The organism is Synechococcus sp. MEDNS5, from assembly GCF_014279875.1.
Classification (GTDB): Bacteria; Cyanobacteriota; Cyanobacteriia; order PCC-6307; family Cyanobiaceae; genus Synechococcus_C.
This window is the reverse complement of sequence record NZ_CP047952.1, coordinates 1,532,694-1,545,202: the sequence shown is the minus strand read 5'-3', so window position 1 is coordinate 1,545,202 and position 12,509 is coordinate 1,532,694. Positions and strand designations below refer to the sequence as shown.

At 60.6% G+C, this 12,509-nt stretch carries 17 protein-coding genes; 3 read left to right on the top strand and 14 right to left on the bottom strand.

The features are described from left to right. The 3 genes from SynMEDNS5_RS08290 to SynMEDNS5_RS08280 form a co-directional block, all read right to left on the bottom strand. Positions 1-234, bottom strand: a complete 234-nt coding sequence (locus SynMEDNS5_RS08290; protein WP_186582939.1) for a hypothetical protein — start codon at positions 232-234, stop codon at positions 1-3. A 148-nt stretch (positions 235-382) separates the two neighbouring features. Next, positions 383-1,714, bottom strand: a complete 1,332-nt coding sequence (locus tag SynMEDNS5_RS08285) for a site-specific integrase (protein WP_186582938.1) — start codon at positions 1,712-1,714, stop codon at positions 383-385. A 791-nt stretch (positions 1,715-2,505) separates the two neighbouring features. Next, positions 2,506-2,859: a hypothetical protein gene (locus SynMEDNS5_RS08280; protein ID WP_186582937.1), complete on the bottom strand. Its 354-nt coding sequence runs from the start codon at positions 2,857-2,859 to the stop codon at positions 2,506-2,508. 141 nt (positions 2,860-3,000) lie between these two features. On the opposite strand from SynMEDNS5_RS08280, the gene SynMEDNS5_RS08275 reads away from it, so the two are divergent. Next, positions 3,001-3,519 (top strand): hypothetical protein, encoded by a 519-nt coding sequence (locus tag SynMEDNS5_RS08275; protein WP_186582936.1) that lies wholly within the window; start codon positions 3,001-3,003, stop codon positions 3,517-3,519. Between the two features lie 3 nt (positions 3,520-3,522). Here the strand turns inward: SynMEDNS5_RS08275 and SynMEDNS5_RS08270 are convergent, their stop codons facing one another. Then, on the bottom strand, positions 3,523-3,762 hold the full coding sequence (locus tag SynMEDNS5_RS08270) for a hypothetical protein (protein ID WP_186582935.1): 240 nt from the start codon (positions 3,760-3,762) through the stop codon (positions 3,523-3,525). 120 nt (positions 3,763-3,882) lie between these two features. Then, on the bottom strand, positions 3,883-4,035 hold the full coding sequence (locus SynMEDNS5_RS08265) for a hypothetical protein (protein ID WP_186582934.1): 153 nt from the start codon (positions 4,033-4,035) through the stop codon (positions 3,883-3,885). Positions 4,036-4,150: 115 nt separating this feature from the next. Between SynMEDNS5_RS08265 and SynMEDNS5_RS08260 the strand changes: the two genes are divergently transcribed. Then, entirely contained in the window at positions 4,151-4,327 is a 177-nt protein-coding gene (locus tag SynMEDNS5_RS08260) for a hypothetical protein (RefSeq protein WP_186582933.1), read from the top strand. A 101-nt stretch (positions 4,328-4,428) separates the two neighbouring features. On the opposite strand, the gene SynMEDNS5_RS08255 is transcribed toward SynMEDNS5_RS08260, so the two are convergent. From SynMEDNS5_RS08255 to SynMEDNS5_RS08215, 9 genes are all read right to left on the bottom strand, one after another. Next, on the bottom strand, positions 4,429-4,716 hold the full coding sequence (locus SynMEDNS5_RS08255; RefSeq protein ID WP_186582932.1) for a hypothetical protein: 288 nt from the start codon (positions 4,714-4,716) through the stop codon (positions 4,429-4,431). A gap of 156 nt (positions 4,717-4,872) precedes the next feature. Then, complete coding sequence (locus tag SynMEDNS5_RS08250; RefSeq protein WP_186582931.1) at positions 4,873-6,144, bottom strand: MFS transporter; 1,272 nt, start codon at positions 6,142-6,144, stop codon at positions 4,873-4,875. Further along, positions 6,141-6,779: a secondary thiamine-phosphate synthase enzyme YjbQ gene (locus tag SynMEDNS5_RS08245; RefSeq protein WP_186582930.1), complete on the bottom strand. Its 639-nt coding sequence runs from the start codon at positions 6,777-6,779 to the stop codon at positions 6,141-6,143. The genes SynMEDNS5_RS08250 and SynMEDNS5_RS08245 overlap by 4 nt, the downstream gene beginning before the upstream one ends. A 27-nt stretch (positions 6,780-6,806) precedes the next feature. Then, positions 6,807-7,550 (bottom strand): MBL fold metallo-hydrolase, encoded by a 744-nt coding sequence (locus SynMEDNS5_RS08240; protein ID WP_186582929.1) that lies wholly within the window; start codon positions 7,548-7,550, stop codon positions 6,807-6,809. Between the two features lie 33 nt (positions 7,551-7,583). Next, entirely contained in the window at positions 7,584-8,456 is an 873-nt protein-coding gene (locus tag SynMEDNS5_RS08235) for an EamA family transporter (protein ID WP_186582928.1), read from the bottom strand. Then, positions 8,457-9,659, bottom strand: a complete 1,203-nt coding sequence (locus SynMEDNS5_RS08230; RefSeq protein ID WP_186582927.1) for a chloride channel protein — start codon at positions 9,657-9,659, stop codon at positions 8,457-8,459. It lies immediately after the preceding gene. After that, positions 9,656-9,907, bottom strand: coding sequence for a 2Fe-2S iron-sulfur cluster-binding protein (locus tag SynMEDNS5_RS08225; RefSeq protein WP_186582926.1), 252 nt, complete (start codon positions 9,905-9,907; stop codon positions 9,656-9,658). The genes SynMEDNS5_RS08230 and SynMEDNS5_RS08225 overlap by 4 nt, the downstream gene beginning before the upstream one ends. Positions 9,908-9,915: 8 nt before the next feature. Beyond that, positions 9,916-11,400 (bottom strand): cobyric acid synthase, encoded by a 1,485-nt coding sequence (locus tag SynMEDNS5_RS08220; protein WP_186585927.1) that lies wholly within the window; start codon positions 11,398-11,400, stop codon positions 9,916-9,918. A gap of 91 nt (positions 11,401-11,491) precedes the next feature. After that, positions 11,492-11,878, bottom strand: a complete 387-nt coding sequence (locus SynMEDNS5_RS08215) for an Npun_F0494 family protein (RefSeq protein ID WP_186585926.1) — start codon at positions 11,876-11,878, stop codon at positions 11,492-11,494. A 49-nt stretch (positions 11,879-11,927) separates the two neighbouring features. Between SynMEDNS5_RS08215 and SynMEDNS5_RS08210 the strand changes: the two genes are divergently transcribed. Next, on the top strand, positions 11,928-12,503 hold the full coding sequence (locus SynMEDNS5_RS08210) for a nucleoside triphosphate pyrophosphatase (RefSeq protein WP_186582925.1): 576 nt from the start codon (positions 11,928-11,930) through the stop codon (positions 12,501-12,503). The last annotated feature ends 6 nt before the right edge of the window (positions 12,504-12,509 follow it).

The window sequence follows — 12,509 nt, the reverse complement described above, 5'->3', positions numbered from 1 at the left end:
TCAGCTGGCGTTGTGGATGTCGTTCAGCAGTTGCTCACCTTTGCGGTGCAGCATGCCTAGCCGGTCGAACTCGGCTCTCACGGCTTCCACGTCCCAGAGGATCGGAGAATTTTTGGTCGGGCCCAGAAAGTAGTGATGGCCGTGGCGTAATGGGCCACCTTTGCTATCCATCTGCCGCTTGAGATGGCCTTGACTGATGCCAATTAATGGCGCGGCTTGTGAGGTTTTCAGCATTGCTGACTACTGGTTACAGGGTTTCCGCGAAGGACGATTCCCTCCGGACATATTGAGCTTATCCATCTCTCAACAAGTCGCTTCCTGTTACGGCTTCTAAGCCATTATTCGTGTTGACATGGACACGAAAATATCTTCCCCGCTATATTTAGTGGTTGATCTGATTATTGAATCGCTCGACTTCTTTGAGTGTTTCTTCTTGATTTATCCAGCCTCCGTAGTGCCGGTGGTGGGTGGCCACGTCATGGCCGAGCAGTTTTGCTGCTGCTCTGACCGCCATTCGGTTGGCTCCAAACGTGGCTCGCCAGGCAAATCCATGCCTTAGTGCATAGGGAGACAGTTCAGGTTGCGCTTCGACGAGCCCTTTCCAATAGCAAAATCGGTTTAATTGCTGAGCAAATTCAGCTCCCACCACTTGAAAGGTGTTGGTGGGGTTGGGGTGTTTGGGATCAATCACCCTTTTGATTTGATTGCGCAGAGCCTTGGGCAGCCGCATGGTGCCGTCCGCGTAAGCAGCTAATAGTCGTTCTCCTTCATTGCCTCGGCCATCAATCTCAAGGGGGGCCACCACCCTGGGAGGTTGTTGTTTGTCCATCGTGTTGGCGTTGCGCTTGATGCAACTCACTTGGGCGACGCCCTTGTCCACGCTCAAAACTGCGAGTTCTGCTGGCCTCAAGCCCAGATAGCCAACTAAGCCGACAGCAAGGTAAAGATCGTTTTTGCCAGCTTCTTGCAGGGCGTCCAGTAGAGCTGTGAATTGCTCGGGAAGCAGTGCCGGGGTAAGTCTCGCTTGGTGGTGTTGGGCTGGTTGTCCAACGAGTTCTCGGATGCGCTTGGCGTCGGGTGGCCGGTAGCGAGGCGGGAGACCGCAGCGATCAACCGCGAAATTGAGAAACGCCGCTGCATCTCCCAGGTTGCGTTTGCGACCAAGACCGCCCACTTGTAGTTGCGCGTTTGGGCCGCTCTCTTCCCCATTCGGACCTAGGAAGAACAGCTCCTTGTAGCGCTCAAGCGCTGACACCCCGGACCTGGGGATTGGTTTGGATTCCAAAGCTTTGATGGTGCGATCGATCCTCAAGGTCAGGTCTTTGAGGGTGTTGCTTCTCAGCCCTGCTTTGGTTTTGAGGAATTTGGTTTTGATTGCCGACCACCCGATTGCCGGGCTTGAGGAAGTGTTGTTCTCGATCAGATCAGCATTGGCATTTGTAGCCTCTGCTAACGACAGTGTTGGGGTTTGGTTCATTTGCTCAGCAATCGCCGCCACTCGATTGAGCAACTTGCGGCTATTGGCTTTTTGAAAGGGGATGTCGAGCATCACGCTGCTGCGCTGCCCATCTGAGTTTCGGTGCGTGAGTTTGGTGCGTCCGGTGGCGATACCCCTTTGCACATGGTTGGCGATGGTCCATCCCAAGCCCACTTCCGCCTTGAGCTGAGCCCGCACTGAATCGGCCCATTCCTCCCCTTTGCGCCTAGTTGGCATTGACCTCCTGCTTGCGAGGGTGGTGCGCAAAATGATGCGCAAAACCGTTGCTACAAGCTACATCGCGTTGCAACCTTGATGCGCAAAATCCTTTGAGAATCAAGTGAGAGCTTTGATTTAAGCCAGTGTTTTCGGGAAATTGACACGCGGGTCAATACGCATGACCTCCTTTATGGCATGCAGGGGGTCAGCGGTTCGAATCCGCTTGGCTCCACTCGGTTTCCAGCCAGTGGAACACCCCGGATAGAGCGAAGCCTGGAGCAAGGCTAAGGCTCTGAAGTTATCATTGCTCTGTATAGAGCAAAAAGAACGTCCGCATACCAAGGCGGGTGCTGGCGTTGAGAGAAGGCAATGCTTTAGGCAGTTGCAGCCTGCTTGAGACCCTCGTCGCTCAGATAGCTCTGGCTCCGCTGCATGGATTTGTTGATAACACTCAGGGCAGTTGCATCAAGTTGAAGTTATTTAATGATTTGATCTTCTTGTTTCTTTTAAGCTTTGTAAGTATAGTCTGCGCGTTAATGCCTCGAACATGCAGCATTTCTGCATCAGGTGTTGTCTGATGTTGCCTCGATCGATCACGATTTGAGCGCTTTGTATTTATGCTATTGAATAAGCAGAAAGAACGCGCTTGGATTGAAAGTGAGCTTGTGAAGCTTTATCGAGAGTTGGATGAAGCGACGGATCGTGCATTGTTTTCTGAGATGCATCGACTCATTGACAGGATTCACGCTATGGAGAAAGTCAGAGACTTGATTCTGTAATGATGCGTCGGCCATCCAGGGGCCAGGGGCTTACGGCTTGTTGAGGGATGGGAAAACAATGTCGGTCGCTTTGTCTGCAGAGTTGCAGACGTAGGCGCTATGTGTGGGCTGAGCAATATTAATGACAACAATGCTGTTGTCTTGTGTCTCGATAGAGTGAAGCGTTCCAATGGTTAATGCATAAGTGTCACCGGCTTTAAGATGATGAATTTCGGACGAAGACGCATCAGCCACCCCGTCCCTGATTTTGCTTAGCCGAAGCAAACCGTCTCCCTCCTGAACAATAAAAATATCAATGATTCCATGCCTGTGGTAATGAGGCTTTTGTGCGGTATGCGGTGGGATCTCAAAAGCAACCAGCTCATAGTCGCCCTGGCGGTGCAAAGAACTCTGAAGTACGTTGGTTGTCGTAAGAGCTTTGTCCCTTAAAGTATCGCCAACGTTGCGAATGCTTAGCAGCTAATTACGTGGCCTATATTGGATGAGAATGTGAAGGAAATCGTTTCACTCTCCTGTACCTGAAGAATGCCTGCACGTTTGAGGCGAAGTGCTCAGCCTGTCGATCCCCTTGCTGGACTCACGCTGCCTCAGCGTCTTGGTGTTCGTGGTGTTTTGGCTGAGGTCCGTGACGCGGGTGTGTGGTCGTGGGATTGCCCCGTGCTCTTGAGAAATCGTTGCTGGATGCGTCTCGATCGCATCGCGCTCAACCATCTTCAGCGTTACCTGCCTCCCGATGGACGGGACGAAGCTCCGGAACTCGTGCACTACCGCTTGCTTTTGGCTGATGGTGTGGACCCGCTCATGGCGCAACAGGCCTGTTGGCATGACTTCGGAATGGCCGACTGTCAGCGGGCTCAGCGCGACTACTGGCAAAGCCGTAAGAGGCATCACCATGGCTGGACGGCCAGGCGATACCGCCAGCTTGTTAGTGCCTATAGGGAGCGGATCGAACGGTGTGTTGTTGCTGTGCCGATGTTGGTGTTAGCGAGGGAAGGGAGTTGTGAACCGCATCAACTGCACTGGATCAGCGAACTCCCTTCCTGACCCTCACTCCCAGGTCACCGTGCATCGGTATAGCGTTTCACCGCCGATTCCTCCGGCTTGGGTGTCCTGGCAGGAGGTGTCCGTCACTGTTTTCCCTTGCGGAACCTTGCCCATGGCACGATTGATGGCCACATCCTGATCAACCGACTGCACCGTGGCTGAACCCGCGATGGCGGGGCGTGCTGTTGTGCTACTCAGAAGTACGAGTGAAACAAGCGGAAGGATTCGTTGGAGATTGAACATGAAATGGATGGCTCGCATAGCTGGCAGATCTCAAGGTTTTCATCACTGAAGTGGCACGTGACACGTCGTAGGTGGCCCCACCGATGTTTTTGAGATTGATGATCCCTCGGTAGCTGTTGATCAGCAGTCGTACTCAATGTGATGGAGACGTTCCCGTCGGTTGATGTCGTCGTCGCGCATCCAGGCTTCGATGTATTCCTGTTCAGTTCCTTGTGCTGGCTTGGCAGCGTGTTGCAGTGGCGCGGCTGGCTGCCTCGGCGTTGGTGTTGGCATGGCTGATCACGATCACTGAGTACACCCTTCAAATCAGTTGCGGTGTCGTCAATGAGTATTCACAGCCATCTCTGCTGGTTCATGTCAGGCTGATGGGCCGACCCCTGAGAGATCGGTGTTCGATCATCCTGATGCTGTTTCCCTCGCACTGTTTGCCGTGGGCTTGGCCTCAACCTGCACGGTGCTCTGGGTGTCCTCGCGTCGGGTGGATTTGAAGGAACGGGAACGCTCCCAGTTCATGCGCATGCGCTCACGCTTGAATCAGATGATGCGCGAGCGTTCTGAGCCTTGACCCTTCTGATTGCTGCCGGTGCCTTAATCGCTCTGCTGTCGATCACGCAGTTTCTGGTGCGACGGTCCATGGATGACGGACAAGGCTCCAACTGAGCCTGTTCAGCGTTTGGCCAGTCCCCGACCGTTGCCGATCAAGCCGGCATCGATTACCAGGCCGATGGCCACAACCAGCAGACCGCTGAAGCTGCCCAGTCCCCCGAATGAGGCCTGCGCAAAGCACACTCCCAGGGTTGTGGTGGGTAGAAAAAACACACCCAGCAGCGGAAGAATCGGGTTGGGGATCGGCAGCCCTGCAAACGGTGCGAGCACAAACACCGGACTGAACATCCACAGCAGGATCAGGATCAGCCTGGGGGCGATCAGGCCCAGTGCAGCGAGTAGGCACATCAGCCGGCACCCACCACTTCAAATGTGCCGCTGCTGGTGATCGAGAGAATCAGCCACAGCAGCACCACGCTGGCTGCCACCAACACCACCGGCCAGATCTCACCTTCTGGGTTCATGACCGTCAATTGCTGACAACGTTCTTTTAGCAGGCTGCTTTCAGCGTGTCCCCTCCAGCGGCCGGAATGCTGTTTCACGGGTGAAGAAAACGGCCGTGATCAAGGTGATCAGCCCTGCCAGAGCCACCCAGGCGCCAGGCAGCAGGGGATTGCCGGTGCGGCTGATCAACCAAGTGGCAATCAAAGGTGTGGTCCCTCCGAAATAGCCCTCGGCGAGATTGAAGGCCACCGCCAGACCGGTGCAGCGCACGGCTGCGGGCATCAGCTCCACATTGGCCGGATTCTTGCCTCCAGCGAGCAGGGCAACAGCAACGGTGAGGCCGAGTTCTCCGCGCAGCACCAGCTGCGGGTCACCGCTGTGCATCAGATCAAAAAACGACAGCGCACCGAAACACATCAAGGCAGACCCGCTGATCAACATCGGTTTGCGTCCGATGCGATCCGACAGCCAGGCTGCGATCGGGTACAGCAGAAGCAGGACGCCAAGAACGCCGGTATTGAGGCTCAGTGCCGTTGCATCGCTGAGTTTGTCGATGTCTTCCAGATAGCTCACGGCATACACAAAGGCGGCGTAGTAGCCCACGCTGCTGGCGATGTTCAGGGCCATCACCCGCAACACCTGCAATCGGTACCGTCCGAATGTCTCCCGCACCGGTGCCTGCACCTGAGGTTCGATCACCTCGGCACCGATCCCTTGGCGAATCACAATGCCTGCGAAGGCTACGAGTGCCCCCAGCAGGAAGGGCAGGCGCCAACCCCAGCTGCCCAACTGATCGGGCGTGAGGGTGTGGGCGAGTAAATCCCCGAAGCCTGATCCCAGCAGCATGCCCAGCACGGACCCCCACAGGCCCCAGATCGCGTAGAACCCCCGCTGGCGCTGGGGGGCCTGTTCGCTCAGAAAGATGATCGAGCTGGTGTATTCGCCGCCAACGGACAGCCCCTGGATCATCCGCAGCAGAACCACGGCGATCGGCGCCGCCACACCGATCTGTTCATGGGTCGGCAGCAATCCCATCAGCACTGTTGGGATCGCCATCGCCATCACCGAGAGGCTGAGGGCGCGCCGGCGACCGAACAGGTCGCCGATGCGGCCGAACACCACTCCGCCCAGGGGCCGCACCAGAAAGCCTGCGGCAAACGCGCCGAAGGCTCCGATCAGTGAGCTGGCAGGGTCGCTGGATGGAAAGAACTCACGGCCGATCACCGTGGCGAAGTAGCCATACACCGCGAAGTCGTACCACTCCATCACGTTGCCGATCAGGCCAGCCAGCAGAATCCTTGTGGTGCTGGCTTCAGGTTTTGTTGTGGTCATTGCGGCTCGTCGGCGATGTCATGCAGGCGGTCGACTAACAGATCCACCTCGGTGTCCACGCCGCCGTCTTCGGCCCAGGCTTCAGGAATGTGTTTGGCCTGCACCAATTCATTCAGTTTTGTGCCGTTGCGGCGTTGCAGGTTGGTGCTGGTGTCGGCAACGGCTCTCGCGGTTGCTCGTGTTTCACCGATCAGATGGCAGGCAATCGTGCGCCTATGCGGTGCCGAGCGGTGCTCCCAGAGATACACGGCCTGCCAGGTTCCGAGGAGCAGTTGGCCCTTCTCCACACTCAGGCTCAGGGTTTGATGGGTGAGCGCAGTGCGGATGTGGGCCGGCATGTCGTCGTTGCCTTCGTCGTCATGCAAGTAACGCCGACGCTGGCCGTTGGCTCCAAGTGGGCCAGAGCCATCCTGCGGAACGATCGCGTCCATCCAGGCCGCCAGATCCAGTAGCACCCGCGGGTCGGCGTTTTCATTGATGGTGAGGCTGCAACTGGTGTGCAGACAGGTGAGATGCACAACGCCGCGTTGCATCTGGGTGCTGCGGATCCAATCGTTCAGGGAACCATCGATTCGGTTGAAGCCCGAACCCTTGGTCTGTAGTTCCAGTCGGCTGAGCGCTTGATCCAGCGCCATCGATATTCAGTTCCGGTTCTTATCGCTTTAGCCAGGGCTTGGGGCGAGGGGAATGGCTTCACCCACGGTTGGGTTAATCAGCGCGCATCCCTCGGTGGCCGCAGGGCTGGCTTCCGATACACCGCCGGCTTCCAGCAATTTGCTGATCAGTCCGCTGAAGCGCACGTCTCCGCCTGTGGTGCTTGCCAGCACCTGTTGAGGCTGGAAGCGGCTGATCAGATCCGGCATCACGCTGGCTCCGGTGATGAAGTTGCCCACCAGGGGCAGGCCTAAATCCACCACAGGCGTGATCACCGTATTGACAGGTCGCACTTCCACGGAGGGATCCAGCACCCCATGGGGTTCGAGGTACAGAGACCCACCAGGCCAGTCGAGCAGATACCCGTTCTCCACGGCCGGAACGGCGGCACCGGCGGTGGCGCGAATCTGCAAGGGGCCCTGCTCTGTGCTTTCACCAGGGTTGAGCGCTTGCACGGACGTGAACCCCAGGCGCTTTGCCACCTTGGCCGCTGCGGCAGATCCCACCACGGGCAGGTCTTTGCTCAGCATCGTGAGCGTTTCCGGGTGCGCGTGATCCTGAAGGCCTTGCGTCAGCAACAACAGATCAATGCAATCCGGCACAGGCTGCAACGAGGGCATCTCTCCTTTCAGCAGCCAGGGGCCAGGGGGGAACACCAGGGGGCCAGATAGCCAGGGATCCACCAGCACGCGCAGGCCTGCAACCTCCAGAAACCAGCCGTTGGCGCCGAGATAAGTGGCTGTTGCGGTCATGGGTGGATCGTCTTCTGCAAAAACCGTAGGGGCTTAACCCCTAACGGCGAGAGCCACACCCGCCACCGCGAGTGCTGAGGCCAGCCATCCAGAGGCGCGTGGATGATCGCCTTCAGCCCGGGCCACCAACAGCGCCATCACCGGTGCGGTGCTGAGCACGGTGATGCCCACACCCAGGGGCAGCCGCTGCAGCACCACCTGCTGCAACAGGATTCCCAGAACGGTGCCCAGGCCTGTGGCCAGCAGCACCCGTGGCCAACGGGCGATTTTGGGTCTGGGCTGCGGAAACGCTCCATGGAATCGCAACCAGGGAAGCAACAGCAGCAAGCCGCCGAGCAGCCTGGCGGAGGCACTCTGGATCGGGCTCAGATCCGTGCTCAGCAGAACATTGCGGGAGACTGCCGCTCCTGTCACACCACAGATCACCGCCGCCAGGGCCAACGTCAGCCCGATGATCTGTTCGCGCGTGCTCCGGTCGTTTTGGCTGGTGCCATCCGGCGGTTGTTGGCGGGCCACCAGCACCACGGACACGGTGACCATCACCGTGCCGAGCCAGGCCAGGCCTGATATCCGTTCCCCCATCACCAGCAGACCACCGCTGGCCGCTGCCAGAGGAGACAGTGATTCGAGGGTGAGGGTGCGGCGCGTGCCTAAACGCCGCAATGCGGCCAGGTAAAAGCTGTCCCCCAGGGAGATTCCGATGCCGCCGCTGATCAGCAGCAGCAACAAACCGGGCACTTCTTGGCTCCAAGGGAGGCTGATCAGCACGGGCAGCAGCGCCAAGCAGGCGATGGCGTTCTTGAGGCCGTTGAGTTGCAGGGCGCTCAAGGAGGTGGCCAGTCCCCGCCAGAGGCTGCTGGCCAGGGTCCAGGCCAATGCTGCGACGAGACCGGCAAGAACACCCATTCAGCGTTTGCGTTGGAGCAGTTGGCCCACGAGCAAGCCGATCACGAGCGCTCCGGCTCCATGGCCTTGCAGAAGCGTGAGACCAAGCACCAACCCCAGCAGGGGCGAGTTGAGCAGAACGGACAAGCTGCCGCCCACAACGCCGGAACTCCAGCTCTGCAGGCCTCCGAGAAATGGCAGGCATTCATGCAGCCCCATGCCCAGGGCGCTGCTGGCCAGGATCACCGGGAAGAATTGCCCCCCTCTCCAGCCGGTTTCCAGGCAGAGGCCCACCAACAGCAGCTTCACGAGTGCGGACAGCAGCAGCACGCCCGTGCTCAGCGACCAGGCGCCCAGCACCAGTGGCTTGAGCTGGTTCTCGCCGGAGAACACCGACAGCGGCAGGGCCCAGAGGCTGAAGCCAAGGATCAGACCGGTCAGCACCGGGCTGAACCAGAAGCGTTCCTGTAGGGACAGCGACCGCAACCAATGGCGCCAACGGCCCAGCAGCCCACCGATGCAACAGCCCACGAGTCCGGCCAGCACCGCAGCGACCAGAGCCCCGAACCACTGCTCCCGATCCACTGGCCAGTCGTAGGGCACGCCGCGCAGGCCACCGCCCAGGTCGCTCAATCCCCTGAACGCCACGAAGCCAGCCACACCGCCGAGGGTGGCTGGAAGCCAGCGCCAGAGCAACTGCCAGCGCCGGCCAGCCAGCGCTGCCCCGCCAACAAGGGGGGAGTGGAACAAGCCCAGCGTCCCGGCCATCGCCGCAGCCACCAGGTCACGGTCGGTGCCCCGCCAAATGCGATGGCTGGCCACCGCAATCAACCGGGTCATCAATGCTTCCGGGCCGAGGGTGCCGCCGCCGATCAACGCCAGACCTCCTCCGAGCAGCTGGCGTGCACCCTCGTTGGTCTGCAGGCCATCAGGCCGGCGCAGCTCCGTCAGGGTCTCCACCATTTCAGGAAGGGCGCTTGAGGGCCGGTGCCGTTGCAGCAAGCTGATGGCCAGGCCGATTCCGCTGCACCAGAGCAGACACCAGAGCAGGGGGCGTTCTGATGGCAACCCCTTCAGCACCGCAGAACCCCAGACCCACCCCTGCAGGGTCAGGACAACCGACACCACCAGAGCAGCGAGAGCTCCGCCTGCCGCCCCTGCGAGCAGGGCCCGCAGGCTGCCCCTCAAAAGGGAGTGGCGGGGTGAGGGTGGAGGCACGGTCACCAGTGGGGATCGGTGGCCAGTTCCACCGTCAACTGACCGGATGCTGGCGCAGGCACGGTGCTGATGCAGGCTCTCACCACGGTGCCGTTCACCTCGATTTCGCAGGCGCCGCAACTTCCGCCCAGGCATCCGGTGGGAATGTGCACCCCAGCCTCCCGGCTGGCGACAAGCCAGTCCTGCCCCTTGGGGCAGCGGCTGCGGCGGCCATCCGGCCACTGGATGGACACCATCACCGACTCTGAGGGCATACCGGGTTTCACAGCAGCGGCTCCAGGCTCACATGGGTTTCAAAGGCATCGGCCAGGCGATCGAGAAGGGCATCCCGTTGGCGGCTGTGGTGCGGCTGCTGTTCACTGAGCAGCTCCAGGCCCCGCCGGATGCGCAGCTGATTCAGCCAGCGGCGCCGCCAGGGTCCGTTGTCGAAAATGCCATGGAGATAGGTGCCAGCGGCGATGCCTCCCTGGTCTCCGCAGCCGGCCACCCAACCCAGCGATGGGTCCTCGCAGAGGGGGCTGCAGGGTTCGAGTGCTTGCGTGTGGCCGCGATGGAGCTCGAATCCCTCCACGCTGAGTTGGGGTTGGTGCTCGGGCCAGTGCACGCTGCTCTGCCGATGGCGCAGGGCTTTCTCGCCACCGAAGCGTGTGTGCAAGGGCAGAAGTCCGAGGCCAGCTACAGCGCCGCTGCTGCTGTCCGGACCCTGCCCTTCCAGTCCGTCGGGATCTTCCAGCTCCTGGCCGAGCATCTGCATGCCGCCGCAAACCCCGAAGACGGCACCGCCTGAACGGGCAAAGCGCTGCACGGCGCTGGCCAGACCGCTGCTGTGCAGGCGGCCCAGATCGCGCAGGGTTTGCTTGCTGCCGGGAATCACAACCGCATCGGGCGTTCCCAGGGGTGCGCCAGCTTCCACCCAGCGCAGCTGCACCGTGGGCTCGGCCTCGAGGGGATCGAGATCGGAGAAATTGCTGAGCGAGGGTAGCTTGAGCACAGCGATCTCGAGCTCAGCGCCGCGTTTACGGCCGCGGCGCTCGAGCAGGTCGAGGGAGTCTTCCGGAGGAAACAGTTCATCGAGCCAAGGCATCACCCCCAGCACGGGGATCCCGGTGTTTTGCTCCAGCCAGCGCCGGCCTTCATCGAACAATTCGCGGCGACCGCGGAAGCGGTTGATCAGCAGACCGCCAATCAGTGGGCGCTCCACGGGCCTGAGTAGAGCCAGGGTGCCCACGATCTGGGCAAACACCCCGCCGCGTTCGATGTCGGCCACCAGGAGGCAACGGGCCCGCAGGTATTGGGCCAGGCGCAGGTTCGTGAGGTCGCGGGCCTGAAGGTTCACTTCCACGGGACTGCCGGCTCCCTCGAGCACGAGCCGCCCCTCGGGGTGCTGGACCTGCAGGGTGTGCAGGCCCTGGCGGATTGCTGCCCAGCCTGGCCGGAACCAGTCGCGGTAGTAGTGCTCGGCGCGGCAGGTGCCCACCGAACGGCCCAGGTGGATCACCTCGCTGGTGCTGTCGCCCTGGGGTTTCAGCAACACCGGATTCATGGCGCATTCGGGTTCCCGTCCTGCGGCCCAGGCCTGGAGTGCCTGGGAGTAGGCCATTTCCCCGCCGCCTGGGTCCACCCAGGCGTTGTTGCTCATGTTCTGACCCTTGAAGGGCAGGGGGGTCTCTCCGCGCCGTTTCAGCACCCGGCACAGTGCGGCGGTCATCAGCGATTTCCCCGCTCCACTGCTGGTGCCGAGCACCATGAGTGGGGTGTGGGTTTGCGCCTGGCTCACGGCTGCCTCGAGGAGGGTGCTGCAGCGAAGCATCGCAGCGCGTCTGGGGATGGAGCGACTCTCACCAGCGCGGGCGGCGACGCCGGCACCAGTGCATCACCCGACTCAGCGGGCCGGCAGCAGGAATCTCCTCGGGCCAGTCAGCCAGAACATCCCGGCCCAGCGGTGTGATTCTCACCCGCTCGGTGAGCCCCTGACCATCCACTTCACGCCGCAGAACGCCCAGTTGGATCAGCCAGATGAGCAACGTTTCGGTTTCTCCTGCTCCCAGCCGCTGCGTTGTGTTCACATGCCAGTCGGGTCGGTTGGCCAGCTCCTTGCTGCTTTGGGCGCTCTCGTCCAGGAGCCGGTAGAAGCCGCGCCGGAACGGCAGGCAGCGCACGGCCTGGCGGGCCCGCCGCTGGGCGTGCTGGGTGAGTTCGCTGGGGTCCTGGGCGATCACGCGCATGCTGCTGACGCTGTCATTCTCGGGGTCTGCAGCGTTCTCTGAGGCCCCCATGCTTCTGCTGGCTTCCGCGTCCCCGGCCCGCCGTCGTCTGCTCGAGCAGGCCTGCATCCCCCATCGGGTTCAGGTGAGTGGGGTGGATGAAGACGGCATTCACCATCCCCAGCCAGCGGATCTCGTGTGCCTGTTGGCTGAGGCCAAGGCCGCAGCGGTGCATGCCCAGCTGACGGATCCAACGATCCATGCCGTGTTGGGGTGTGACTCCGTGCTGGCGTTTGAAGGTGAGGTGTTCGGCAAACCCGCCGATGCTTTGGAAGCCAAAGCCCGGTGGCAACGGATGCGGGGCCATTGGGGCGACTTGCATACCGGGCACTTTCTGATCGCGACGTCGCAAGCGATCGCGATCTCCAGCCAATGCCAATCCGTCACTACGCGGGTGTTGTTTGCCGATCTGAGTGATGCGGAGATCGACGCCTACGTGAGCAGTGGTGAGCCGTTGCAATGCGCCGGAGGATTTGCGTTGGAAGGGCGTGGCGGGTGTGTCGTTGAGCGCCTTGATGGCTGCTTTTCGAACGTAATCGGATTGAGCTTGCCGCTCCTGCGGCAGTGGTTACCGCAGGAATCTTGAGCGTCA

What these genes read in the sequence shown, in the direction of transcription:
- SynMEDNS5_RS08210 (WP_186582925.1), top strand. Translation starts at nt 11,928, where the DNA reads ATGCTTCTGCTGGCTTCCGCGTCCCCGGCCCGCCGTCGTCTGCTCGAG.
- SynMEDNS5_RS08255 (WP_186582932.1), bottom strand. Translation starts at nt 4,716, where the DNA reads ATGTGCCTACTCGCTGCACTGGGCCTGATCGCCCCCAGGCTGATCCTG.
- SynMEDNS5_RS08235 (WP_186582928.1), bottom strand. Translation starts at nt 8,456, where the DNA reads ATGGGTGTTCTTGCCGGTCTCGTCGCAGCATTGGCCTGGACCCTGGCC.
- SynMEDNS5_RS08250 (WP_186582931.1), bottom strand. Translation starts at nt 6,144, where the DNA reads ATGACCACAACAAAACCTGAAGCCAGCACCACAAGGATTCTGCTGGCT.
- SynMEDNS5_RS08290 (WP_186582939.1), bottom strand. Translation starts at nt 234, where the DNA reads ATGCTGAAAACCTCACAAGCCGCGCCATTAATTGGCATCAGTCAAGGC.
- SynMEDNS5_RS08220 (WP_186585927.1), bottom strand. Translation starts at nt 11,400, where the DNA reads ATGGTGCTCGGCACCAGCAGTGGAGCGGGGAAATCGCTGATGACCGCC.
- SynMEDNS5_RS08240 (WP_186582929.1), bottom strand. Translation starts at nt 7,550, where the DNA reads ATGACCGCAACAGCCACTTATCTCGGCGCCAACGGCTGGTTTCTGGAG.
- SynMEDNS5_RS08215 (WP_186585926.1), bottom strand. Translation starts at nt 11,878, where the DNA reads ATGCGCGTGATCGCCCAGGACCCCAGCGAACTCACCCAGCACGCCCAG.
- SynMEDNS5_RS08265 (WP_186582934.1), bottom strand. Translation starts at nt 4,035, where the DNA reads ATGCCAACACCAACGCCGAGGCAGCCAGCCGCGCCACTGCAACACGCT.
- SynMEDNS5_RS08245 (WP_186582930.1), bottom strand. Translation starts at nt 6,779, where the DNA reads ATGGCGCTGGATCAAGCGCTCAGCCGACTGGAACTACAGACCAAGGGT.
- SynMEDNS5_RS08285 (WP_186582938.1), bottom strand. Translation starts at nt 1,714, where the DNA reads ATGCCAACTAGGCGCAAAGGGGAGGAATGGGCCGATTCAGTGCGGGCT.
- SynMEDNS5_RS08275 (WP_186582936.1), top strand. Translation starts at nt 3,001, where the DNA reads ATGCCTGCACGTTTGAGGCGAAGTGCTCAGCCTGTCGATCCCCTTGCT.
- SynMEDNS5_RS08270 (WP_186582935.1), bottom strand. Translation starts at nt 3,762, where the DNA reads ATGTTCAATCTCCAACGAATCCTTCCGCTTGTTTCACTCGTACTTCTG.
- SynMEDNS5_RS08225 (WP_186582926.1), bottom strand. Translation starts at nt 9,907, where the DNA reads ATGCCCTCAGAGTCGGTGATGGTGTCCATCCAGTGGCCGGATGGCCGC.